This is a genomic window from Enterobacter sp. H2G27, from assembly GCF_054403075.1.
This window is the reverse complement of sequence record NZ_JBSVSI010000001.1, coordinates 2,891,750-2,913,982: the sequence shown is the minus strand read 5'-3', so window position 1 is coordinate 2,913,982 and position 22,233 is coordinate 2,891,750. Positions and strand designations below refer to the sequence as shown.

The 22,233-nt window shown below is 55.8% G+C and carries 25 protein-coding genes; 18 read left to right on the top strand and 7 right to left on the bottom strand.

The genetic code is table 11. The annotated features are described in order from the left end of the window. Positions 1 to 33: 33 nt before the first annotated feature. The 6 genes from ACW9E7_RS13750 (at position 34) to hisP (ending at position 4,956) form a co-directional block, all read left to right on the top strand. Positions 34 to 603, top strand: a complete 570-nt coding sequence (locus tag ACW9E7_RS13750; RefSeq protein WP_136195498.1) for a UbiX family flavin prenyltransferase — start codon at positions 34 to 36, stop codon at positions 601 to 603. Positions 604 to 894: 291 nt separating this feature from the next. After that, positions 895 to 1,677, top strand: a complete 783-nt coding sequence (argT, locus tag ACW9E7_RS13745) for a lysine/arginine/ornithine ABC transporter substrate-binding protein ArgT (RefSeq protein ID WP_023616063.1) — start codon at positions 895 to 897, stop codon at positions 1,675 to 1,677. Between the two features lie 226 nt (positions 1,678 to 1,903). After that, positions 1,904 to 2,686, top strand: coding sequence for a histidine ABC transporter substrate-binding protein HisJ (gene hisJ / locus ACW9E7_RS13740; RefSeq protein WP_023336423.1), 783 nt, complete (start codon positions 1,904 to 1,906; stop codon positions 2,684 to 2,686). Between the two features lie 88 nt (positions 2,687 to 2,774). Beyond that, complete coding sequence (locus ACW9E7_RS13735; RefSeq protein WP_014832782.1) at positions 2,775 to 3,461, top strand: histidine ABC transporter permease HisQ; 687 nt, start codon at positions 2,775 to 2,777, stop codon at positions 3,459 to 3,461. Continuing rightward, a complete protein-coding gene (locus ACW9E7_RS13730; RefSeq protein ID WP_008502590.1) occupies positions 3,458 to 4,174 on the top strand; it encodes an ABC transporter permease in 717 nt (238 codons plus the stop codon). Before ACW9E7_RS13735 ends, ACW9E7_RS13730 begins: the two co-directional genes overlap by 4 nt. A gap of 8 nt (positions 4,175 to 4,182) precedes the next feature. Continuing rightward, positions 4,183 to 4,956, top strand: coding sequence for a histidine ABC transporter ATP-binding protein HisP (hisP, locus tag ACW9E7_RS13725; protein WP_458728395.1), 774 nt, complete (start codon positions 4,183 to 4,185; stop codon positions 4,954 to 4,956). A gap of 47 nt (positions 4,957 to 5,003) precedes the next feature. Here hisP and ACW9E7_RS13720 read toward each other — a convergent pair whose 3' ends face one another. From ACW9E7_RS13720 to yfcG, 4 genes are all read right to left on the bottom strand, one after another. Continuing rightward, positions 5,004 to 5,513 (bottom strand): GNAT family N-acetyltransferase, encoded by a 510-nt coding sequence (locus ACW9E7_RS13720; protein ID WP_133294862.1) that lies wholly within the window; start codon positions 5,511 to 5,513, stop codon positions 5,004 to 5,006. A gap of 44 nt (positions 5,514 to 5,557) precedes the next feature. Next, positions 5,558 to 6,451, bottom strand: coding sequence for a TIGR01777 family oxidoreductase (locus ACW9E7_RS13715; protein WP_127731804.1), 894 nt, complete (start codon positions 6,449 to 6,451; stop codon positions 5,558 to 5,560). Between the two features lie 13 nt (positions 6,452 to 6,464). Beyond that, a complete protein-coding gene (gene folX / locus ACW9E7_RS13710; RefSeq protein WP_023312555.1) occupies positions 6,465 to 6,833 on the bottom strand; it encodes a dihydroneopterin triphosphate 2'-epimerase in 369 nt (122 codons plus the stop codon). A 75-nt stretch (positions 6,834 to 6,908) separates the two neighbouring features. After that, positions 6,909 to 7,538: a GSH-dependent disulfide bond oxidoreductase gene (gene yfcG / locus ACW9E7_RS13705; protein ID WP_023312554.1), complete on the bottom strand. Its 630-nt coding sequence runs from the start codon at positions 7,536 to 7,538 to the stop codon at positions 6,909 to 6,911. A 140-nt stretch (positions 7,539 to 7,678) separates the two neighbouring features. Between yfcG and yfcF the strand changes: the two genes are divergently transcribed. Genes yfcF through yfcD form a run of 3 tightly spaced genes read left to right on the top strand, consistent with a single transcriptional unit; the run spans position 7,679 to position 9,541 of the window. Continuing rightward, positions 7,679 to 8,323: a glutathione transferase gene (gene yfcF, locus ACW9E7_RS13700; RefSeq protein WP_458727928.1), complete on the top strand. Its 645-nt coding sequence runs from the start codon at positions 7,679 to 7,681 to the stop codon at positions 8,321 to 8,323. Positions 8,324 to 8,379: 56 nt separating this feature from the next. Next, positions 8,380 to 8,931, top strand: coding sequence for a phosphodiesterase (gene yfcE, locus ACW9E7_RS13695; RefSeq protein ID WP_458727927.1), 552 nt, complete (start codon positions 8,380 to 8,382; stop codon positions 8,929 to 8,931). Between the two features lie 55 nt (positions 8,932 to 8,986). Further along, positions 8,987 to 9,541 (top strand): NUDIX hydrolase YfcD, encoded by a 555-nt coding sequence (gene yfcD, locus ACW9E7_RS13690; protein ID WP_127731796.1) that lies wholly within the window; start codon positions 8,987 to 8,989, stop codon positions 9,539 to 9,541. Between the two features lie 3 nt (positions 9,542 to 9,544). Here the strand turns inward: yfcD and ACW9E7_RS13685 are convergent, their stop codons facing one another. Further along, a complete protein-coding gene (locus ACW9E7_RS13685; RefSeq protein WP_127731794.1) occupies positions 9,545 to 10,564 on the bottom strand; it encodes a LacI family DNA-binding transcriptional regulator in 1,020 nt (339 codons plus the stop codon). A gap of 234 nt (positions 10,565 to 10,798) precedes the next feature. Here ACW9E7_RS13685 and ACW9E7_RS13680 point away from each other — a divergent pair, with 234 nt between their 5' ends. From ACW9E7_RS13680 to ACW9E7_RS13660, 5 genes are all read left to right on the top strand, one after another. Beyond that, complete coding sequence (locus ACW9E7_RS13680; RefSeq protein WP_111965265.1) at positions 10,799 to 11,242, top strand: PTS sugar transporter subunit IIA; 444 nt, start codon at positions 10,799 to 10,801, stop codon at positions 11,240 to 11,242. Between the two features lie 80 nt (positions 11,243 to 11,322). Next, on the top strand, positions 11,323 to 11,595 hold the full coding sequence (locus ACW9E7_RS13675; RefSeq protein ID WP_003861447.1) for a PTS sugar transporter subunit IIB: 273 nt from the start codon (positions 11,323 to 11,325) through the stop codon (positions 11,593 to 11,595). 21 nt (positions 11,596 to 11,616) lie between these two features. Then, complete coding sequence (locus ACW9E7_RS13670) at positions 11,617 to 13,008, top strand: PTS ascorbate transporter subunit IIC (RefSeq protein WP_115875900.1); 1,392 nt, start codon at positions 11,617 to 11,619, stop codon at positions 13,006 to 13,008. Further along, a complete protein-coding gene (locus tag ACW9E7_RS13665) occupies positions 13,005 to 13,835 on the top strand; it encodes a transketolase (protein WP_458727926.1) in 831 nt (276 codons plus the stop codon). The genes ACW9E7_RS13670 and ACW9E7_RS13665 overlap by 4 nt, the downstream gene beginning before the upstream one ends. Further along, positions 13,828 to 14,781, top strand: coding sequence for a transketolase family protein (locus ACW9E7_RS13660; protein WP_458727925.1), 954 nt, complete (start codon positions 13,828 to 13,830; stop codon positions 14,779 to 14,781). The genes ACW9E7_RS13665 and ACW9E7_RS13660 overlap by 8 nt, the downstream gene beginning before the upstream one ends. Before the next feature lie 72 nt (positions 14,782 to 14,853). On the opposite strand, the gene pta is transcribed toward ACW9E7_RS13660, so the two are convergent. Continuing rightward, positions 14,854 to 16,995 carry a phosphate acetyltransferase gene (gene pta, locus ACW9E7_RS13655; RefSeq protein ID WP_045327913.1) on the bottom strand — a complete coding sequence of 714 codons (2,142 nt, stop codon included), beginning with the start codon at positions 16,993 to 16,995 and terminating at the stop codon, positions 14,854 to 14,856. 76 nt (positions 16,996 to 17,071) lie between these two features. After that, on the bottom strand, positions 17,072 to 18,274 hold the full coding sequence (ackA, locus tag ACW9E7_RS13650; protein ID WP_023312544.1) for an acetate kinase: 1,203 nt from the start codon (positions 18,272 to 18,274) through the stop codon (positions 17,072 to 17,074). A 337-nt stretch (positions 18,275 to 18,611) separates the two neighbouring features. Here ackA and yfbV point away from each other — a divergent pair, with 337 nt between their 5' ends. The 4 genes from yfbV to ACW9E7_RS13630 all read left to right on the top strand — a co-directional run bounded on the left by yfbV (position 18,612) and on the right by ACW9E7_RS13630 (position 22,232). After that, positions 18,612 to 19,067 (top strand): terminus macrodomain insulation protein YfbV, encoded by a 456-nt coding sequence (yfbV, locus tag ACW9E7_RS13645; protein WP_023312543.1) that lies wholly within the window; start codon positions 18,612 to 18,614, stop codon positions 19,065 to 19,067. A gap of 91 nt (positions 19,068 to 19,158) precedes the next feature. Continuing rightward, complete coding sequence (locus ACW9E7_RS13640; protein WP_023617380.1) at positions 19,159 to 19,653, top strand: YfbU family protein; 495 nt, start codon at positions 19,159 to 19,161, stop codon at positions 19,651 to 19,653. Between the two features lie 11 nt (positions 19,654 to 19,664). Further along, a complete protein-coding gene (locus ACW9E7_RS13635) occupies positions 19,665 to 20,324 on the top strand; it encodes a sugar phosphatase (protein ID WP_115875897.1) in 660 nt (219 codons plus the stop codon). Between the two features lie 75 nt (positions 20,325 to 20,399). Further along, the gene (locus tag ACW9E7_RS13630; RefSeq protein ID WP_271368591.1) at positions 20,400 to 22,232 is read left to right on the top strand and encodes an SLC13 family permease; all 1,833 of its coding nucleotides are present in this window, start codon (positions 20,400 to 20,402) and stop codon (positions 22,230 to 22,232) included. Position 22,233 lies beyond the last annotated feature (1 nt).

Sequence of the window (22,233 nt, the reverse complement as noted above, 5' to 3'; positions counted from 1 at the left end):
CAGTCTGCCCTGAAATCAGTAAGGGCAAAAATCATGAAACGACTCATTGTTGGGCTCAGCGGCGCCAGCGGCGCGATTTACGGCGTACGTTTGTTACAGGTTCTGCGTAGCGTGGCGGACGTCGAAACCCATCTGGTGATGAGCCAGGCGGCGCGGCAGACCCTCTCTCTGGAAACCGATCTCTCCCTGCGCGATGTTCAGGCGCTGGCGGATGTCGTTCACGATGCCCGTGATATCGCTGCCAGCATCTCCTCAGGCTCGTTTAAAACGGCCGGCATGGTTATCCTGCCCTGTTCAATTAAAACGCTCTCCGGCATTGTGAACAGCTATACGGACACCCTGGTGACGCGCGCGGCGGATGTGGTGCTGAAGGAGCGGCGTCCCCTGGTGCTGTGCGTGCGGGAAACGCCGCTGCACCTGGGCCATCTGCGCTTAATGACGCAGGCTGCGGAGCTGGGGGCTGTCATCATGCCGCCGGTACCCGCGTTCTATCATCGCCCGACCTCGCTGAATGACGTGATTAATCAGACCGTTAACCGCGTGCTGGATCAGTTTGACATCGACCTGCCCGAAGATCTCTTCAGCCGCTGGCAGGGAGCCTGAATCTGTGCACAAAACAGGTGCATGAAAAGACAAGTTGCCCTGTTTCAGGGCAATTATGCAACGGCGATCATATCCTCGACATTTAATTCGTTTTTTCCCTTTTTCTCTTTCCGGTTCGTTCGGCAGACCTGCTATCTTTCACCATTAAGGCAATATCGCAACGTTTTATTAACATATTTAACGTCGAAGTTTTGACCAGACGGCAATGTGGCATAAGACCTGCAAGATGAAGCCTGCAACACAACACACAACACAATACATAATAAAATCACGGTACTTGAGGGTAAATGTATGAAGAAGACGGTTCTGGCTCTGTCTTTGCTCGTGGGGTTAAGTGCGGCAGCAGGTAGCTACGCAGCGCTTCCACAGACGGTTCGTATCGGTACAGACGCAACCTACGCGCCATTCTCTTCCAAGGATGCGAAAGGTGATTTCGTAGGGTTTGATATCGATCTGGGTAATGAAATGTGCAAGCGCATTGCGGTGAAATGCACATGGGTGGGCAGCGACTTTGACGCGTTAATCCCGTCGCTGAAAGCCAAGAAAATTGACGCCATTATCTCTTCTCTCTCCATCACCGAAAAACGTCAGCAGGAGATTGCCTTCTCTGACAAGCTCTACGCCGCGGATTCTCGCCTGATTGCGCCGAAAGGCTCCCCGATTAAGCCCACCATCGACTCTCTGAAGGGCAAACACGTCGGCGTGCTTCAGGGCTCGACGCAGGAAGGCTATGCCAATGCTAACTGGCGTGAGAAGGGCGTAGACGTGGTGGCTTACCAGAACCAGGATCTGATTTACTCTGACCTGGCGGCAGGCCGTCTGGATGCTGCATTCCAGGATGAAGTCGCCGCGAGCGAAGGCTTCCTGAAGCAGCCTGCGGGCAAAGAATTCGCGTTTGCTGGCCCGTCTGTAAAAGACAAAAAGTACTTTGGTGACGGCACCGGTATTGGCCTGCGTAAGGATGATACCGAGCTGAAAGCCGCCTTCGACAAAGCCTTTGCAGAGCTGCGTAAAGACGGTACTTACGACAAACTGGCGAAGAAATACTTCGACTTCAACGTATACGGTGAATAACACCTGGCTGTAACGCACCGGAGAGGTGCGTTGCGGGAGCGGTTGACCCAATACAGTGCGTTAAATGCACTGTATTGGATCGCTTTGTGCATACTTACGCATTTATAATGCAAAAATTCCCGCCTGAAGGGCATTAGTCTTTGCCTGGCAGAGGGGATTAATGGCACATTAGCACCACCCCGTCGTCGTAAAAATCCCGTATGAAGACAGTTTGTTGAGGATAAATATGAAAAAACTCGTGTTGTCACTATCTCTGGTACTGGCCTTTTCCAGCGCCACCGCGGCATTCGCAGCCATTCCGCAGAAAATCCGAATTGGTACCGATCCAACCTATGCGCCGTTCGAATCGAAGAATTCAAAGGGTGAACTGGTCGGTTTTGACATCGATCTGGCCAACGAGCTGTGCAAACGCATCAAAGCACAGTGTACCTACGTTGAGAACCCGCTGGATGCGCTGATCCCGTCCCTGAAAGCGAAAAAAATCGACGTAATCATGTCCTCGCTCTCCATCACCGAAAAACGCCAGCAGGAGATTGCCTTCACCGACAAACTCTATGCGGCCGATTCACGTCTGGTGGTAGCTAAAGCTTCTGACATTCAGCCAACGCTGGAGTCGCTAAAAGGCAAACGCGTCGGCGTGCTGCAGGGCACCACGCAGGAAACCTACGGCAACGAACACTGGGCGCCGAAGGGGATTGAAATCGTCTCCTATCAGGGCCAGGAAAATATCTACGCTGACCTGACGGCAGGCCGAATTGATGCGGCATTCCAGGATGAAGTCGCGGCAAGCGAAGGCTTCCTGAAAACGCCGGTGGGTAAAGATTACAAGTTTGGCGGCCCGTCCATTAAGGACGTGAAGTTGTTTGGTGTGGGCACCGGTATGGGCCTGCGCAAAGAAGACAACGAGCTGCGTGAGGCGCTGAACAAAGCGTTCGCTGAAATGCGTGCTGACGGTACCTACGACAAGCTGGCGAAAAAGTACTTTGATTTTAATGTTTACGGCGGCTAATCGCCCCGTCAAATAACGTGCGGCCCCTCCCGCTGCGGGAGGGGAAAAGACACGGTTCCACCACTCACGATACGACAGGGCTCGCGGTATGCTGTACGGATTTTCTGGCGTTATTTTACAGGGCGCGCTTGTCACCCTTGAGCTGGCTATCAGCTCCGTGGTGCTGGCGGTGCTGATAGGTCTGGCAGGCGCAGGGGCGAAGCTTTCGGCTAACAAACCGCTGGCGCTGATTTTTGAAGGCTACACCACGCTTATTCGCGGCGTTCCCGATCTGGTGCTGATGCTGCTTATCTTTTACGGTCTGCAGATTGCGCTGAACAGCGTAACGGACGCGATGGGCATGGGACAAATTGATATCGATCCGATGGTGGCCGGTATTATTACCCTCGGTTTTATCTACGGCGCCTACTTCACCGAAACCTTCCGCGGCGCCTACATGGCCGTGCCGAAAGGCCACATTGAGGCGGCAACCGCATTTGGTTTTACCTCTTCACAAACGTTTCGTCGGATTATGTTCCCGGCCATGATGCGCTATGCGCTCCCGGGCATAGGCAACAACTGGCAGGTTATCCTTAAAGCCACGGCGCTGGTCTCGCTGCTCGGTCTGGAAGACGTCGTGAAAGCGACTCAGCTGGCCGGCAAGAGCACCTGGGAGCCGTTCTACTTTGCGGTGGTCTGCGGCGTGATCTATCTGGTCTTTACGACCGTCTCCAATGGTGTGCTGCTTCTTCTCGAGCGTCGCTACTCCGTGGGTGTGAAGAGGGCTGACCTGTGATTGAGATTATTCAGGAATACTGGAAATCGCTGCTGTGGACAGATGGCTACCGCTTTACCGGCGTGGCGATTACCCTCTGGCTGCTGATCTCCTCCGTGGTGATGGGCGGTATTCTGGCGGTGTTTCTCGCCATTGGCCGCGTGTCGAACAATAAATTCATCCAGTTCCCGATCTGGCTGTTCACCTACGTATTTCGCGGTACGCCGCTGTACGTGCAGCTGCTGGTGTTCTATTCGGGGATGTATACGCTTGAGATCGTAAAAGGCACTGAGATGCTGAATGCGTTCTTCCGCAGCGGTCTGAACTGTACGGTGCTGGCGTTGACGCTCAACACCTGCGCCTACACCACCGAGATTTTCGCGGGGGCGATTCGTTCTGTCCCTTACGGTGAGATAGAAGCTGCGCGGGCCTACGGCTTCTCGTCGGTGAAACTCTACCGCTGCATCATTCTGCCGTCGGCCCTGCGTATTGCGTTACCGGCGTACAGTAATGAAGTGATTTTGATGCTGCACTCCACCGCGCTCGCTTTTACCGCGACGGTGCCGGATCTGCTCAAAATCGCGCGCGATATTAACTCCGCGACCTATCAGCCGTTTACCGCGTTTGGCATTGCGGCGGTGCTCTATTTAATTATCTCTTATGTTCTGATTAGCCTGTTCCGTAAGGCTGAAAAACGCTGGTTGCAGCATATAAAACCTTCTTCGACGCACTGAGAAAGATGATGGCTGAGAACAAATTAAACGTTATTGATTTGCACAAACGCTACGGCGAACATGAAGTGCTGAAAGGGGTGTCGCTGCAGGCAAATGCTGGCGACGTAATCAGTATCATCGGCTCATCCGGCTCGGGGAAAAGTACCTTCCTGCGCTGCATTAACTTCCTCGAAAAGCCGAGCGAAGGCTCGATTGTGGTGAGCGGGCAGAATATTAACCTGGTCCGTGACAAAGACGGACAGCTGAAGGTTGCGGATAAAAATCAGCTACGCCTGCTGCGTACCCGCCTGACGATGGTTTTTCAGCACTTCAACCTCTGGAGCCACATGACGGTGCTGGAGAACGTGATGGAAGCGCCGGTTCAGGTGCTGGGCCTGAGCAAGCATGAAGCTCGCGAGCGCGCGGTGAAATACCTGGCGAAAGTGGGCATCGACGAGCGCCAGCAGATGAAATACCCGGTGCATCTCTCCGGCGGTCAGCAGCAGCGTGTCTCCATCGCACGCGCGCTGGCGATGGAACCCGAGGTGCTGCTGTTCGACGAACCGACCTCCGCGCTGGACCCCGAACTCGTTGGCGAAGTGCTGCGCATCATGCAGAAGCTGGCCGAAGAGGGCAAAACGATGGTGGTGGTGACGCACGAGATGAGCTTCGCCCGTAACGTCTCGAACCACGTTATCTTCCTGCATCAGGGGAAAATTGAAGAGCAGGGGCACCCGGACGAAGTGCTGGCGAACCCACAAAGCCCGCGTTTGCAACAGTTCCTGAAGGGGTCGTTGAAGTAGATTTTGTCTTTCCCCTCTCCCTGTGGGAGAGGGGCGAGGTGAGGGCATCAGGCCGCACCGCACTCCAACCTGTACACCCAGTCGTCATAGCGCACGCCGTCAATCTCATACGCCTTTTCCAGCACCTGCGTACGCACGAACCCGACTTTCTCCAGCACCCGCACCGACCCGCCGTTGTCCGCCAGGACATACGCGTTAATCGCTTTCACGCCGGTCTGGTTGAACGCATAATCACACACCGCGCGCAGCGCCTCGCTGGCGATACCTTTCCCTTGCGCGGCAGGTACAACCGTATAGCCGATATCCGCCTCTTCACGATTCTCTGCGCTGATTTGCAGGCCGATATCGCCCAGCGGCGTATCATCATTCCGGGAGCGAATGACAAACACATGAGCAGCAGCGAGTCGCGCGGCAAACACGCGTCGATTCTCTTTTTCCGGCGCGATGGCGGCCATGTAGCGCATGATACTGCGATCTTCTCGTAGCGAGCGGAAGAAGGCCCAGTCAGTGGGTTCGAAAGGGGTGAGGTAAAGCCGGGGTGTGGTGATGGTTGCCATTGTTACGCCATATCTTCGGAACACGGCCTGTCACTGTACCATATTCACCGCACCACATCCCCCAGCGCCTCTTCTAATTCATACCAGCGGAACGCAAACCCGGCCGCTTCCAGCCGTTTGGGCAGTGCCCGCTGCCCGCCTAATACCAGAACAGACGCTTCACCCATCATCAGGCGAATAACCGTCGCAGGCACGCGCAAAATTGCCGGACGGTGCAGGGCATGCCCCAGCGCGTGGGCAAACTGTTCATTACGCACCGGATACGGCGCAACCATATTGAACGGCCCGCGCAGATCGTTATCCAGCAGCCAGAGAATCCCGTTGACCATATCGTCGATATGGATCCAGGCCAGGTACTGACGACCATTACCGATGGGGCCACCGAGTCCGAGCCGGAAAGGGGGAAGCATCTTAGCCAGAATGCCGCCTTTCGGCGCGAGAACGACACCGGTCCGCAGCAGGCAGACGCGGGTCCGCTCGCTCTGCGCCGCGCAGGCGATACGCTCCCACTGGGCGCAGAGCTTATGGGTAAACTCGTTATGGGGCGGCTCTTCCTCGGTCACCACCACCTCGCCAAGATCGCCGTAGTAGCCCACTGCGGAACCCGAAATCAGCACCGAAGGCGGCGTGTGGCTATTGCGGATCAGCTCGACCAGCTTTTCGGTAATGTTCCACCGGCTGCTGCATAACAGCTGTTTTTGCTCTTCCGTCCAGCGCTTATCGGCGATGGGTTCACCCGCGAGGTTAATGACGGCGTCGAAGCCGTCCAGATTTTGCTGCTCGGCCAGATTTTTCCAGATATCAACACCTGCCCCCAGCACCTGGCGCGCTTTCTCCGGGCTGCGCGTGACCACGGTAATGTCGTGATGCAAGGCCTGCAGACGCGCAATGAGGTGACGACCAATCAGGCCTGTACCGCCGGTCAGCAAAATCTTCATACAACCTCCAGGTTTACGCCTGGCGCCGCCAGCTTAACGTCATGGAGACGGAGTCGGCATAGCGCAGGGCGTGAAGTTTATCGATCTCAACTTCAGCATAAGTGACCCAGTGATGTTCGCGTGCGATATCGAGCACATCCTGAGTTAATTTTTCCAGCAGAGAGAAGCGATTATTCTCAACGTACTGAATGATGTTCTTGGTGATTGTGCGGTAGTTCAGCGCGTCGTTGATGTCTTCGCTGGCCCGCGCTTTGTCTGCGGGGTAGTGAATTACCACGTTAATGACAATATCCTGACGGTTGGCGATCTCTTCCTCTTTGATGCCGATGAAGGTACGCAGGCGTAAATTTTTTATGCGAATAATAGCGTCTGGCTGTGACATTGCAGGTCTTCTCCGTGTCAGTATTTCCTGCCCATAATACATGAGAGCTTCACAGGCACCCAGCCTCATACCGGGTTAAATTTGCTGGATTTTTTGCATCGCCCGCTCGGTCGCCGGGCGGGTCCGGATGCGCTCAAACCAGTTGTTCACCGCCGGGTAAGCGGCCAGGTCAATGCGATGTTTTTCATGCGTATTCACCCACGGCCAGCAGGCGATATCGGCAATACTGTAATGATCGCCCCCGAGCCACGGCGTTTTCTTCAGCCGACGGTTCAGAACGTCATAGAGCCGTTGAGTCTCAACCTGATAGCGTTCTATCGCGTAAGGAATAGGCTGCGGGGCGTAAGCGGTAAAATGATGATTTTGTCCCAGCATGGGGCCCAGCCCGCTTGCCTGCCAGAAAAGCCATTGCAGGGTATGGTGACGCTCGCGCAGTTCGCCGCTCAGCAGCTTGCCGGTTTTCTCCGCCAGATAGAGCAAAATTTCACCGGATTCAAACAGGCTCAATGGTCTGCCCCCGTCCGCCGGCTGGTTATCAATAATGGCCGGGATTTTATTATTCGGCGAAATAGCCAGAAAGAGAGGGCTGAACTGTTCGCCTTTGCTGATATCCACGCGAATGATCCTGTAATCCAGCTCGGCTTCTTCAAGAAAGAGGGTGATCTTATGGCCGTTTGGGGTAGGGGCGTAATAAAGGTCGATCATTCTCAACTCCTGTCCATGCGAATAGTGGTGCCATGACAAATGAGTATAGGTGGTTGTTGTAAATCGTGAGTTTTCATCAAGTGACAGCGAGGCAAAGAGATTATATGTTGAGTAAAAACCGATCAGCCTATGAGGATGTTATGAACCAGCCTGTCATCACGTTGTGGTCCGATGCGAATTTCTTTTCTCCCTATGTTATGAGCGTATACGTTGCGCTGGCCGAAAAAGGGCTCACCTTTACGCTGAAGACCGTTGATCTCGACGGCGGTGAACATCTCAAACCACAGTGGCAGGGTTACGACCTGACCCGACGCGTGCCGGTGCTGGAGATTGACGGTTTTGCCCTGAGCGAATCGTCGGCGATCGATGAGTATCTGGAAGATCGGTTCGCCCCCCCGGAGTGGGAACGTATCTATCCTCACGATCTGCAAAAGCGCGCGCGGGCGCGGCAGATCCAGGCGTGGCTGCGTAGCGATCTGGTGCCAATTCGCGTGGAACGCTCAACGGACGTCGTGTTCGCCGGGGTGAAAAAGCCAGCGCTGAGCGCAGAAGGTGTAGAAAGCGCGCAAAAACTCATTGAAACCGCCACCTCGCTGCTTGCCCATGGCAACCCGAATCTTTTTGGCGAGTGGTGCATTGCCGACGCCGATCTGGCGTTGATGCTAAACCGCCTGATCCTCAACGGTGATGAGGTGCCGCAGCTGCTGGTGGATTATGCTGCGTTTCAGTGGCAGCGTGCCTCCGTGCAGCGCTATGTGGCACTCTCGGCTAAGCGCGCGGGCTGATAAGCCCCGACGCTTAAGGTATGATTGGGGCAGTCTGTTTTACCGAGGAGTGACTGATGAAACTGATGTTTGCGTCGGATATCCATGGATCGCTGCCCGCAACCGAGCGTGTCCTTTCCCTGTTTGCACAAAGCGGTGCGCAGTGGCTGATTATTTTGGGCGACGTGCTGAATCACGGCCCGCGCAACGCGCTGCCGGAGGGCTATGCCCCTGCGCAGGTCGCGGAAAAACTCAACCAGTTCGCCTCGCGCATCATTGCCGTTCGCGGCAACTGCGACAGCGAAGTGGACCAGATGCTGCTGCATTTTCCCATTACCGCGCCGTGGCAGCAGGTGCTGCTCGAACAACACCGCCTGTTCCTGACCCACGGACATCTTTTCAGCCCGGATAATCTCCCGGCTCTCGCGGCTGGCGATGTCCTGGTTTACGGTCATACTCATATTCCGGTTGCGGAAAAACGCGGTGAGATTTATCACTTTAATCCGGGCTCGGTCAGCATCCCAAAAGGCGGATATCCTGCGAGCTACGGCATGCTGGAAGGAAATACCTTGAGCGTTATCGCACTTAATGATCAGCAAGTTATTGCGCAGGTAGCGATTAATCCGTAAGTTACACCTCAACTGCAAACGCGCCGAAAGAGCGCTTAGAAGAGAAGGTTTCCCGATGGTGGAGCAGAGTCATTTGGCAAGTACAGAGTGGGTTGACATTGTCAGCGAAGAGAATGAAGTGATCGCGCAGGCCAGTCGCGAACAAATGCGTGCGGAGCGTCTGCGTCACCGTGCAACGTACATCGTTGTGCATGACGGTATGGGCAAAATTCTGGTCCAGCGCCGCACGAACACCAAAGATTTTCTCCCGGGTATGCTGGATGCCACCGCAGGCGGTGTTGTCCAGGCAGATGAAGTGCTGCTGGATTCCGCGCGTCGCGAAGCAGAAGAAGAGTTAGGCATCGCCGGTGTGCCGTTTGCCGAGCACGGTCAGTTCTATTTCGAAGACGAAAACTGCCGCGTCTGGGGCGGGCTGTTTAGCTGCGTTTCTCACGGCCCGTTTGCCCTGCAGGAAGAAGAGGTGAGTGAAGTCTGCTGGATGACACCGGAAGAAATTACCGCGCGTTGCGACGAGTTTACGCCGGATTCATTAAAAGCGCTGGCGCTGTGGATGACCCGCAACGCCAAAAACGAATCGACCAAATCAGAGAAAGAGGAAGAGGCTGAGTAAGCTTCAGCAACTCTCTCTCAGACACAGACTGGACGCGATGGGCTTTTGATCGCGCCAGTCGCCGCCATTCAGTCGCTCCAGTAGTGCTTTCCCGGCTTCAACTCCAATCTTACGATGCGGTACCGCCATCGTCGTCAGCGGCGGCTGACAGACGCGGCTCACGTCGCTATCGCCAAACCCTACCACCGCCAGATCGTCCGGCACCTTGATTCGCCTGCGCTGACACTCGTACAGCGCGCCGCAGGCCAGCTCGTCAGAGACGCACACCAGCGCATCCAGCTCCGGCCACGCCAGCAGGAATTCAGGCAGCTGCGCCGCGCCGGTCGAGAAGCTCGGCGGCATCGCCGCGTTAATGACCCGGTTCGGCGACATATGGTGGCGAAGCATGGCCTTGTACCAGCCCTGCAGATGCTGCTGGAAAATCCACTGCTCCTGGTTGGCGCACAGGAGGCCAATATTTTGGTAGCCGCGCTTAATCACCATTTCCGTGAGCTCATACATGGCCGCTACGTTATCAATCCCGATATTCATATCAATCGGGTCGGCGCGCATGGCGCCCATCTCCATCACCGGAATAGAGGCGTTTTTCAGCCAGTGGCGAACGGTATCGGTATGTTCAACGCTGAGCAGGATAGCGGCGGCAATGTTCGACGCCAGCAGCGTCTCCAGCAGTTTCTCCTCCTGCTCCAGGCGATGCTGGGATTCTGCCAGCATGATCTGATACCCGGCAGGCTGCAGCACCTGCTGTAGCCCGGCGAACATCTCCGAGCAGCCGGCTTCGGAGAGGTTGGGCACCACCATGGCTATCGTCCACGACGACGCCGAGGCAAGCGCGCTGGCGGCAAGATTAGGCATATAACCCAGCTCCTGCACGGCAGCTTCAATTTTTTCTCGTAATTTATCGGAAACCTGTTCGGGCGTGCGGAGTGCACGGGACACGGTCATCGTGCCCACACCGGCAAGCTGTGCGACATCGGCGAGTGTCACTTTACCAGTACTGCGCCGTTTTCGGGTTAGAGACATACACCTTCCTGCTGACCAGACGCGTTCTTCATTTCCTTCGCTTCACGTGACAGGCAGTATACGCCTTAAATCCCTTTTTTTGCTGTGATTTAGCGCCGTGAATGTAATTTGATAGCGCTATCACATTTCTGCATGTTAACGATTGGTAGCGCTATCTTTGTGATCCCGATCGCAGTCATCCAGCGATGTGTTGAATAAAGTTTGCTCATCTTTAGCGTGTCGCGGGAGTAAAAAGTGCTCAAAAAATGGATATATGATACAACCATCACGCTGCAGGATAGCGTGGAAAACTGGCCGCAGGCGCTGGAGCTGTGCGCGAAGCCGCTGCTGGATTTGCAGGTGATTGAGCCTGAATACGTCACGGCCATCATTCAGCAGCACCACACGTTAGGACCTTATTATGTGCTGGCACCAGGGCTGGCGATGCCGCATGCGCGGCCGGAGGAAGGCGCCAAAGGACTGGGGTTGTCGTTATTAAAACTAAAACAGGGCGTCTCGTTTGGTGCCGGTGAGTTTGACCCTGTCGATGTGATTATCATGCTCGCGGCACCGGACAAACATAGCCATATTGAAATGATATCCGCACTCGCGGAATTATTTTCCAGCGACGAGGATATGGAGAAACTGCATCAGGCGAATACGCGGGAGGAAATTAAAACAATTATTAACCGCTTCTGATTTAATTCTGTAATCCGGTTTTTCACAACATTATGCGTCAGCGTGATGGGGCGTACTCTACTCAAAATAAGGGGACAACAATGAAAATCATGGCTATTTGCGGTTCTGGCCTGGGCAGCAGTTTTATGGTCGAAATGAATATAAAAAAGGTGCTCAAAAAGCTGGAGATTGAGGCTGAGGTTGAACATTCCGATCTCTCCTCGGCCACGCCGGGCGCGGCCGATCTGTTCGTGATGGCAAAAGACATTGCGGCCAGCGCCAGCGTGCCGGAAAGCCAGCTGGTGGTGATCAACAACATCATCGACATCAATGAACTTGAAGCGCAGCTGCGCGCCTGGTTCGAAAGACAATAACCCTGATAAGGCGAGGTGGATATGTTTATCCTTGAAACGCTGAATTTCGTTGTTGATATTTTAAAAGTCCCTTCGGTGCTGGTCGGTTTAATTGCGCTTATTGGTCTGGTTGCGCAGAAAAAAGCGTTTTCGGACGTGGTGAAAGGAACCATTAAAACTATTCTGGGCTTTATTGTGCTGGGCGGCGGCGCCACGGTGCTGGTCGGGTCATTAAATCCGTTAGGCGGTATGTTCGAACACGCCTTTACGATTCAGGGCATTATTCCAAACAATGAAGCCATTGTGTCCATTGCGTTGGAAAAATACGGTGCAGCGACCGCGCTGATTATGGCCTTCGGCATGGTGGCAAATATTATCGTCGCGCGCTTTACTCGCCTGAAGTACATCTTCCTGACCGGGCACCACACGTTTTACATGGCGTGCATGATTGGCGTGATCCTGACGGTGGCGGGCTTTGAAGGCGTAGGACTGGTCTTTACCGGCTCGCTGATCCTCGGCCTGATCATGGCTTTCTTCCCGGCGATTGCGCAGCGCTACATGAAGCGCATTACCGGCAACGATGAGATTGCCTTCGGCCACTTCGGCACGCTGGGCTACGTGCTTTCAGGCTGGATTGGCAGCAAGGTCGGCAAAGGCTCCCGCTCAACCGAAGAGATGAACCTGCCGAAGAATCTGAGCTTCCTGCGCGACAGCTCGATCTCCATTTCCCTGACCATGATGATTATCTACCTGATCATGGCGGTGAGCGCCGGGCGCGAGTACGTCGAGGCTACCTTCAGTGCCGGCCAGAACTACCTCGTCTACGCCATCATCATGGCAATCACCTTTGCGGCGGGCGTGTTCATCATCCTGCAGGGCGTGCGCCTGATTCTGGCTGAGATCGTTCCGGCCTTTACCGGCTTCTCGGAGAAACTGGTGCCGAACGCGCGTCCTGCGCTGGACTGCCCGGTGGTGTACCCCTATGCGCCAAACGCGGTGCTGATTGGTTTCCTGTTTAGCTTCCTCGGCGGGATTGTGGGGTTGTTCATCTGCGGTCAGTTTAGCTGGGTGCTGATCCTCCCGGGCGTGGTGCCGCACTTCTTCACCGGCGCAACGGCGGGCGTGTTCGGTAACGCCACCGGTGGACGTCGCGGGGCGATGATCGGTGCGTTTGCCAACGGCCTGCTGATTACCTTCCTGCCGGTCCTGTTGCTGCCGGTACTGGGCGCCATTGGTTTTGCCAACACCACCTTCTCGGACGCCGACTTCGGCGCGGTCGGGATTGTGCTCGGCAACCTGGCGCGCTTCCTGTCGCCGCTGGCCATCACCGGGCTGGTCGTGGCGCTGTTTGCGCTGCTGGTGGCGTACAACATCTTCGCGAAAAACAAACCTGCAGGCGGTAACGCGCAGGAAAACACCGGAGCCAAATCATGAATGAGAAAGAGATAACCGAACTCGCGCGTCAGATCCGTCTTGAGACGCTGAAGTCGCTGACGCAGCTGGGCTTTGGACACTATGGCGGCAGCATGTCGGTGATTGAAACGCTGGCCGTGCTCTACGGCGCGGTGATGAAAATCGACCCGGCGGATCCGGACTGGCCGGAGCGAGACTATTTTGTCCTGTCGAAAGGCCATGCGGGCCCGGCGCTCTACAGCACGCTGGCAATCAAGGGCTACTTCCCGGTGGAAGAGCTAAGCACGCTGAACCAGAACGGCACGCGCCTGCCGAGCCACCCGGACCGCCTGAAAACGCGTGGCGTAGATGCTACTACCGGTTCGCTGGGACAGGGGATTTCCATCGCCGGCGGTATGGCGCTGTCGCACAGGCTGGCCGGGCGACCGAATCGGGTCTTCTGCATCGTCGGCGACGGCGAGCTGAACGAGGGGCAGTGCTGGGAAGCATTCCAGTTTATTGCTCACCATCGCCTGAACAACCTGACGGTATTTGTCGACTGGAACAAACAGCAGCTCGACGGCGAGCTGGACGAGATCATCAGCGCGTTCGACCTGGAGGGGAAATTCCGCGCCTTTGGCTTTGACGTGGCGACGGTGAAGGGGGACGACATTCCGGGTCTGCTGGCAGTGACGTCGCGGATCCTGGCAGCCGATGCGCGTCCGTTAGTCGTCATCCTCGACAGCATCAAAGGCCAGGGGGTGCCGTATCTGGAGCAGCTCAGCAACTCGCACCACCTGCGATTGACCGCGGAGAGCAAAGCGGCCCTCAACGAGACGATTCGCCAACTGGAGGCTTCACATGATTAAGGTTGCACCGGCAGGACAGAAAGACGCCGTTGAGATGCGTAAAGTTTACGCTGGCTTCGTGGCAAAACAGATTGAGGCCGGAAGTGACATCATTGCGCTCGAAGCAGATCTGATGAGCTCGATGGCGATGGACGGCGTGGCGCGCGATTATCCGCAGCACGTGATTAACTGCGGCATTATGGAGGCCAACGTCATCGGCACGGCGGCGGGGCTGTCGCTTACCGGACGCAAGCCGTTCGTTCACACCTTCACCGCCTTTGCCAGCCGCCGCTGTTTTGACCAGCTGTTTATGTCCCTGGACTATCAGCGCAACAACGTGAAGGTGATAGCGTCGGATGCGGGCGTGACGGCCTGCCACAACGGCGGAACGCATATGTCGTTTGAGGATATGGGCATCGTGCGCGGGCTGGCGCATTCGGTGGTGCTGGAGGTGACCGACGCGGTGATGTTCGAGGACGTGCTGCGACAGCTTATCGATCTCGACGGCTTCTTCTGGGTGCGGACCATCCGTAAGCAGGCACCGAGCGTGTATGCGCCTGGCTCGACCTTCACCATTGGCAAAGGCAACGTGCTGCGCGAAGGAACCGATATTACCCTGATTGCCAACGGCATCATGGTGTCGGAAGCGCTGGAAGCCGCGCGCCAGCTTGAGCAGGAGGGCGTCAGCGCGGCGGTCATCGACATGTTTACCCTGAAGCCTATCGACCGGATGCTGGTGAAAAACTACGCCGAGAAGACCGGGCGCATCGTCACCTGTGAAAACCACAGCATTCACAACGGCCTCGGGTCGGCGGTGGCGGAAGTGCTGGTGGAAACCTGCCCGGTGCCGATGCGGCGGGTGGGCGTTAAGGAGCGTTACGGCCAGGTGGGGACGCAGGATTTTCTGCAGAAAGAGTATGGCCTGACGGCACATGACATTTTATCGGCGGCGCGCGAGCTGCTGTAAATAAAAAAGGCGACCGGTTAAGTGGTCGCCTTTCTTGCCCGGTAAGCGCTAGCGCCACCGGGCTTTTTAACATTACTGCTGCTGCGAAGACTGGATCGCCGTCAGCGCGATGGTGTAAACGATATCGTCTACCAGTGCGCCACGAGACAGGTCGTTCACAGGTTTACGCATGCCCTGCAGCATTGGCCCGATGGAGATCAGGTCGGCAGAACGCTGTACCGCTTTGTAAGTGGTGTTACCGGTGTTCAGATCCGGGAAGATGAACACGGTAGCGCGGCCTGCAACCGGCGAGTTCGGCGCTTTAGATTTTGCAACGTCAGCCATAACCGCGGCGTCGTACTGCAGCGGGCCGTCGATCATCAGATCAGGACGTTTTTCCTGCGCAATACGGGTCGCTTCACGCACTTTCTCTACATCGCTACCTGCACCTGAGGTGCCGGTGGAGTAGGAGAGCATAGCCACGCGCGGCTCGATACCGAAAGCGGTCGCGGAGTCTGCGGACTGGATAGCGATCTCGGCCAGCTGTTCTGCAGTTGGATCCGGGTTGATCGCGCAGTCGCCGTAAACGTAAACCTGTTCAGGCAGCAGCATGAAGAACACGGAAGAAACCAGAGAGCTGCCTGGCGCGGTTTTGATCAGCTGCAGCGGTGGACGGATGGTGTTCGCCGTGGTGTGAACCGCACCGGAAACCAGACCGTCAACTTCGTCCTGCTCCAGCATCAGCGTGCCCAGCACTACGTTGTCTTCCAGCTGCTCGCGCGCAACGGCTTCGGTCATGCCCTTGCTCTTACGCAGCTCAACCAGACGGGCCACGTAGCTTTCGCGAACCACTTCTGGGTCAACGATTTCGATGCCAGCACCCAGCTCAACGCCCTGAGAGGCCGCTACGCGGTTGATCTCATCCGGGTTACCCAGCAGCACACAGGTCGCGATGCCGCGCTCTGCACAGATAGCCGCTGCTTTAACGGTACGTGGTTCATCGCCTTCTGGCAGAACAACGCGTTTGCCCGCTTTGCGCGCCAGCTCGGTCAGCTGGTAACGGAATGCTGGAGGAGACAGACGACGGCTGCGCTCGGAGGTCGCGGTCAGGGATTCGATCCAGTCTGCGTTGATGTAGCCAGCAACGTATTCCTGAACTTTCTCGATACGCTCGTGATCATCAACCGGCACTTCCAGGTTGAAGCTCTGCAGGCTCAGGGAGGTCTGCCAGGTGTTGGTGTTCACCATGAAGACCGGCAGACCGGTGGCGAACGCGCGTTCGCACAGCTTGCTCACGCGCGGGTCCATCTCGTAGGCACCGGTCAGCAGGATCGCACCGATTTCCACACCGTTCATCGCGGCCAGGCACGCTGCAACCAGCACGTCTGGACGGTCTGCGGAGGTCACCAGCAGGGAACCTGCGCGGAAGTGTTCCAGCATGTGCGGAATGCTGCGCGCACAGAAGGTTACGGACTTCACGCGGCGAGTGTTGATGTCACCTTCGTTAACGATGGTGGCGTTAAGGTGGCGCGCCATATCGATTGCACGGGTGGCAATCAGATCGAAGCTCCATGGCACCGCGCCCAGAACCGGAAGCGGGCTGGATTCCTGCAGCTTAGCCGGGTCAACTTTGATGACTTTCGCTTTGGACGAGTCGTCGAAGATCTCGGACAGGTCAGGGCGAGTACGGCCCTGCTCATCCACTGGCGCGTTCAGCTTGTTGACGATCACGCCGGTGATGTTGGTGTTTTTCGCGCCGCCGAAGCTGCTGCGCGTCAGCTCGATACGCTCGTTCAGCTGCTCTGGGGTATCAGTGCCCTGAGACATCACGAAAACGATCTCTGCGTTCAGGGTTTTCGCGATTTCGAAGTTCAGAGACTGCGCAAACTGGTGTTTGCGGGTTGGCACCAGACCTTCAACCAGCACCACTTCCGCGTCTTGCGCGTTAGCATGGTAGTTGGCGATGATCTCTTCCATCAGCACGTCTTTCTGGTTGCTGGAGAGGAGAGATTCAACGTGGCTCATCTTCAGCGGTTCGGCCGCTGGCAGATTGGAGTTTTTGCGCACGATGGTGGTGGTCTGGTCTGGCGCATCGCCCCCGGCACGTGGCTGGGCGATTGGCTTAAAGACGCTCAGACGAACGCCTTTGCGTTCCATAGCACGGATCACACCAAGGCTGACGCTGGTCAGGCCGACGCTGGTTCCGGTAGGGATCAGCATAATAGTACGGGACACGGTTTATCCTCTTTCGTTACCGCCGCAATTGGGCGGGTTACAAAACAGCACCGCCAGCATTGCTGGCGGTGTGGAATCAGGCAGTCAGGCGGTGCGCGTCTTGCGCAATGACCAGTTCTTCGTTAGTTGGGATAACGAGAGCAGGGCGGGTGCCTTCTTTGTTGATGAAGCCAGACTTGCCGAAGCGGGCAGCCAGGTTACGCTCGTGATCAACGTCGAAGCCCAGAACGCCCAGTTTGCCCAGGGACAGTTCACGAACCATTGCCGCGTTCTCACCGATACCACCGGTGAAGATAACCGCGTCCAGACGGCCTTCCATCAGCGCAGTGTAAGAGCCGATGTACTTCGCCAGACGGTGGCAATAAACGTCCATTGCACGTTTAGCGTCTTCTTTCTCTGCGTAGTTGTCTTCAACGTAACGGCAGTCGCTGGTGACTTCGGTCAGACCCAGCAGGCCAGACTCTTTCGTCAGCATTTTGTTGATCTGGTCAACGCTCATGCCCAGGGTGTCGTGCAGGTGGAAGATGATCGCCGGGTCGATGTCACCGGAACGGGTACCCATCACCAGACCTTCCAGCGGGGTCAGACCCATGGAGGTATCAACACATTTACCGTTGCGGATAGCCGAAACAGAACCACCGTTGCCCAGGTGGCAGGTGATGATGTTCAGTTCTTCAACCGGCTTGTTCAGCACTTTTGCCGCTTCCTGAGTCACATAGAAGTGGCTGGTGCCGTGCGCGCCGTAACGACGTACGCCATGTTCTTTGTACAGGCTGTATGGCAGGGCATAGAGGTAAGACTCTTCCGGCATGGTCTGATGGAACGCGGTATCGAATACGGCCACGTTTTTGTCTTTCAGATTCGGGAAGGATTTCAGTGCTTCAGCGATACCGATCAGGTGAGCCGGGTTGTGCAGCGGTGCGAAGGACGCAGAGTCCTTGATGCCCTGGATCACAGATTCGTCGATCACCACGGAGCTGGTGTATTTTTCGCCGCCGTGGACGATACGGTGACCAATCGCAGTCAGCTGAGCAGACAGTTCTGGTTTTTGTGCCAGAATAGTGTTAACGATAAAGTTCAGCGCTTCACTGTGAGCGGCGCCTGCACCTAAAGCCGCTTCTTGTTTGCTGCCGTCCATCTTCCACTTGATACGTGCTTCAGGCAGATGGAAACATTCGGCCAAACCAGAGAGGTATTCGTCACCGTTGAGCGCATCGATGATGGCGAATTTCAGTGAGGAGCTACCGCAGTTCAGAACCAGTACTAACTTACTCGACATGGAAGTACCTATTATTGATACGTGGCTAAAAAAACGTCAGTGAGTCTAACAGCGTAACGCATGATGACTCGGACATTTATGATTAACATCATGCCAAACGAACATTGTGGCATGATGGAAGAAATAACTATGATTTTATGCCATTTTGCACAATTTTCAGCCAATGGCATAATATGCAATAATTTGACGAGCTAATGATTCTCGTCTATGGCCCTATCAGGCTGGCACAGGATACCCGATACGGGGTAGAGATGACAAAATATTTTGAACGTTGTCATAGCTTGTTGTGGTTTTGCACGAAAATTTTAATTTTTATATGTGAAGTTGAGGTACAGCCATGTCGACACCAGAGAACCCGTCCGTAAATTTCTTCAGTCTGTTTCGTCGGGGACAGCATTATGCAAAGACGTGGCCAATGGAAAAGCGCCTTGCGCCGATGTTTATTGAGAATCGCACCATCCGTGCCACGCGCTATGCGATTCGCTTTATGCCGCCTGTCGCTGTCTTTACGCTGTGCTGGCAGATTGCGCTGGGTGGGCAGCTTGGACCTGCCGTCGCCACGGCGCTCTTCGCATTAAGCCTGCCGATGCAGGGCCTGTGGTGGTTAGGTAAACGGTCCATCACCCCACTTCCACCTTCTATTTTACACTGGTTTTATGAAGTGCGCGGTAAGCTGGAAGAGGCCGGGCAGGCGCTCGCTCCGGTTGAAGGCAAGCCGGATTACCAGGCGCTGGCGGACACGTTAAAGCGTGCTTTTAAGCAACTGGATAAAACATTCCTCGATGATTTGTGATTGATCATCGAAACGACGACGAAAAGAAGGCACAGTAACAATCAGTTACCGTGTCTTTTTTTTAAGTGCAATGCGCTACAGGAGTCGAAAGATGGAAATGACCCATGCTCAACGTCTGATTTTGTCTAACCAGTACAAGATGATGACTATGCTTGATCCCGATAACGCTGCGCGCTACAGCCGCCTGCAAACCATCGTCGAACGCGGCTTTGGTTTGCAAATGCGTGAACTGGACCGCGAGTTTGGCGAGCTAAAAGAAGAAACCTGCCGCATCGTGATCGATATTATGGAGATGTATCACGCTCTGCACGTGTCCTGGACGAATCTCAAAGATCGGCAGTCCATTGACGAGCGCCGCGTGACCTTTTTAGGCTTTGATGCCGCAACGGAAGCGCGTTATCTGAGCTATGTTCGTTTTATGGTGAATACGGAAGGGCGTTATACCCACTTTGACGCGGGCACCCACGGCTTCAACGCGCAGACCCCGATGTGGGATAAGTATCAGCGCATGCTGAGCGCGTGGCATGCCTGTCCGCGTCAGTACCATTTAAGCAGCAACGAAATTCAACAAATCATTAATGCCTGACGGAGGTGCGTGTGCAGTGTAGAGGTTTTCTGTTTGATCTGGACGGTACGCTGGTGGACTCGCTGCCGGTTGTTGAGCGTTCATGGTGCCATTGGGCTGACAGACATGGCATCGACCATCAGGACGTGCTGAATTTTATCCATGGCAAACAGGCCATTACCTCGCTACGGCACTTCCTGGCCGGACGCACTGAGGACGAAATTCAGGCGGAGTTCAAATACCTGGAGCATATTGAAGCCACCGATACTGACGGTATCACCGCATTACCGGGCGCGCGCGAACTGCTTGAGCATTTGAACGAGGCGCAGATCCCGTGGGCTATCGTCACCTCCGGTTCCGTACCGGTTGCCCACGCCCGACACAAGGCGGCAGGGTTGCCGACGCCTGACGTGTTTATTACGGCGGAGCGCGTGAAGCGGGGTAAACCGGAGCCTGATGCATTTTTACTGGGCGCTGAACTGCTGGGCCTCGACCCGGCAGAGTGCGTGGTGGTGGAAGATGCGGCGGCTGGCGTACTGGCCGGGCTGAACGCAGGGAGCCACGTCATCGCCGTTAACGTTCCGGCGGGATCTCCCCGCCTGGAGGAGGCAGATTTGGTGCTCGATTCCCTGACGGCACTGGCTGTTTCGAAAGCCTCTGATGGTGTTGTAACCGTCTCGCTAAAAATGTAAACCCATGATATAGCCCCACGCTGATGGGGCTTTTTTATGGCAAAATCTCTCATCTCCCACTGACAAGGACATGTTGTGAACGGTGAACTGATTTGGGTCCTGAGCCTGCTTTTAATCGCCATCCTTCTTTTTGCAACGGGCAAGGTACGCATGGACGCCGTCGCCTTGTTTGTCATCGTCGCGTTTGTGCTGAGCGGTACGCTCACGCTGCCGGAAGCCTTCTCCGGGTTTAGCGATCCCAACGTTATCCTGATTGCAGCCCTGTTTATTATTGGTGATGGGCTGGTGCGCACCGGCGTGGCGACCATTGTGGGGTCGTGGCTAGTGAAAGTGGCGGGCAGCAGCGAAACCAAAATGCTGATCTACCTGATGGTGACCGTCGCCGGACTGGGGGCGTTTATGAGCTCCACGGGCGTGGTCGCCATCTTCATCCCAGTGGTGTTGAGCGTTTCCATGCGGATGCAGAGCTCGCCGTCGCGCCTGATGATGCCCCTGAGTTTCGCCGGTTTGATCAGCGGAATGATGACGCTGGTGGCAACGCCGCCGAACCTGGTCGTCAACAGCGAGCTGATCCGGGAAGGATTTGAGGGCTTCAGTTTTTTCAGCGTCACCCCGCTTGGGCTGGTTATTCTTGTAATGGGCGTGGTCTACATGCTGATGACCCGTTTTGCCCTTAACGGTGAAAAACAGGACAAAAATAAAGAAGGATGGAAGCGACGCACCTTCCGCGATTTGATTAAAGAGTACCGCCTTACCGGGCGCGCGCGCCGTCTGGCTATTCGCCCCGGCTCGCCGATGGTTGGGCAGCGGCTTGATGATCTGAAACTGCGTGAGCGCTATGGCGCGAATGTGATTGGCGTAGAGCGCTGGCGTCGTTTTCGTCGGGTGATTGTTAACGTCAACGGGGTGTCGGAATTCCGCGCGCGTGACGTCCTGCTGATTGATATGTCCACCGCGGACGTGGATCTGCGCGATTTTTGCAGCGAACAGCTGCTGGAACCTATGGTGCTTCGCGGGGAGTATTTCTCCGATCAGGCGCTGGATGTCGGCATGGCCGAGGTGTCGCTGATCCCGGAGTCAGAACTGTTGGGTAAAACCGTGCGGGAAATGGGATTCCGTACCCGCTATGGCCTGAACGTCGTGGGGCTGAAGCGTGATGGCGTGGCGATGGAAGGGGCGGTAGTTGATGAGCCGATCCTGCTGGGCGACATCTTCCTGGTTGTCGGTAACTGGAAGCTGATAAGCCAGCTCGGGCAAAAAGGGCGTGATTTTGTGGTGCTCAACATGCCTGTTGAGGAGAGCGACGCGTCGCCTGCGCACAGCCAGGCGCCTCACGCTATTTTTTGTCTGGTGCTGATGGTGGCACTGATGCTGACCGATGAAATTCCCAATCCGGTCGCGGCAATCATCGCTTGCCTGTTGATGGGTAAATTCCGCTGTATTGACGCCGAAAGCGCCTATAAAGCCGTTCACTGGCCGAGCATTATTCTCATCGTCGGGATGATGCCTTTCGCCCTGGCGTTGCAAAAAACCGGTGGCGTGGATCTGATCGTTAAAGGCTTAATGGACGTCGGCGGCGGGTATGGGCCGTACATGATGATGGTCTGCCTGTTTATCATGTGCGCCACCATCGGTCTGTTTATCTCCAACACCGCGACGGCGGTACTGATGGCGCCTATCGCGCTGGCGATGGCAAAGTCCATGGGCGTATCGCCGTACCCGTTTGCGATGATGGTGGCGATGGCCGCTTCCGCGGCATTTATGACGCCGGTCTCTTCACCGGTGAACACGCTGGTGCTGGGGCCCGGGAATTATAAGTTCAGCGATTTCGTGAAGCTGGGCGTGCCGTTCACCGTGCTGGTGATGGTGGTGTGCGTGGTATTGATACCGGTCCTGTTCCCGTTTTAAG

What these genes read in the sequence shown, in the direction of transcription:
- ACW9E7_RS13670 (WP_115875900.1), top strand. Translation starts at nt 11,617, where the DNA reads ATGTTTATCCTTGAAACGCTGAATTTCGTTGTTGATATTTTAAAAGTC.
- yfcD (WP_127731796.1), top strand. Translation starts at nt 8,987, where the DNA reads ATGGTGGAGCAGAGTCATTTGGCAAGTACAGAGTGGGTTGACATTGTC.
- ACW9E7_RS13640 (WP_023617380.1), top strand. Translation starts at nt 19,159, where the DNA reads ATGGAAATGACCCATGCTCAACGTCTGATTTTGTCTAACCAGTACAAG.
- ACW9E7_RS13675 (WP_003861447.1), top strand. Translation starts at nt 11,323, where the DNA reads ATGAAAATCATGGCTATTTGCGGTTCTGGCCTGGGCAGCAGTTTTATG.
- hisP (WP_458728395.1), top strand. Translation starts at nt 4,183, where the DNA reads ATGGCTGAGAACAAATTAAACGTTATTGATTTGCACAAACGCTACGGC.
- ackA (WP_023312544.1), bottom strand. Translation starts at nt 18,274, where the DNA reads ATGTCGAGTAAGTTAGTACTGGTTCTGAACTGCGGTAGCTCCTCACTG.
- ACW9E7_RS13720 (WP_133294862.1), bottom strand. Translation starts at nt 5,513, where the DNA reads ATGGCAACCATCACCACACCCCGGCTTTACCTCACCCCTTTCGAACCC.
- ACW9E7_RS13685 (WP_127731794.1), bottom strand. Translation starts at nt 10,564, where the DNA reads ATGTCTCTAACCCGAAAACGGCGCAGTACTGGTAAAGTGACACTCGCC.
- yfbV (WP_023312543.1), top strand. Translation starts at nt 18,612, where the DNA reads ATGTCGACACCAGAGAACCCGTCCGTAAATTTCTTCAGTCTGTTTCGT.
- yfcG (WP_023312554.1), bottom strand. Translation starts at nt 7,538, where the DNA reads ATGATCGACCTTTATTACGCCCCTACCCCAAACGGCCATAAGATCACC.
- yfcE (WP_458727927.1), top strand. Translation starts at nt 8,380, where the DNA reads ATGAAACTGATGTTTGCGTCGGATATCCATGGATCGCTGCCCGCAACC.
- ACW9E7_RS13715 (WP_127731804.1), bottom strand. Translation starts at nt 6,451, where the DNA reads ATGAAGATTTTGCTGACCGGCGGTACAGGCCTGATTGGTCGTCACCTC.
- ACW9E7_RS13750 (WP_136195498.1), top strand. Translation starts at nt 34, where the DNA reads ATGAAACGACTCATTGTTGGGCTCAGCGGCGCCAGCGGCGCGATTTAC.
- yfcF (WP_458727928.1), top strand. Translation starts at nt 7,679, where the DNA reads ATGAACCAGCCTGTCATCACGTTGTGGTCCGATGCGAATTTCTTTTCT.
- folX (WP_023312555.1), bottom strand. Translation starts at nt 6,833, where the DNA reads ATGTCACAGCCAGACGCTATTATTCGCATAAAAAATTTACGCCTGCGT.
- hisJ (WP_023336423.1), top strand. Translation starts at nt 1,904, where the DNA reads ATGAAAAAACTCGTGTTGTCACTATCTCTGGTACTGGCCTTTTCCAGC.
- ACW9E7_RS13735 (WP_014832782.1), top strand. Translation starts at nt 2,775, where the DNA reads ATGCTGTACGGATTTTCTGGCGTTATTTTACAGGGCGCGCTTGTCACC.
- ACW9E7_RS13660 (WP_458727925.1), top strand. Translation starts at nt 13,828, where the DNA reads ATGATTAAGGTTGCACCGGCAGGACAGAAAGACGCCGTTGAGATGCGT.
- ACW9E7_RS13665 (WP_458727926.1), top strand. Translation starts at nt 13,005, where the DNA reads ATGAATGAGAAAGAGATAACCGAACTCGCGCGTCAGATCCGTCTTGAG.
- argT (WP_023616063.1), top strand. Translation starts at nt 895, where the DNA reads ATGAAGAAGACGGTTCTGGCTCTGTCTTTGCTCGTGGGGTTAAGTGCG.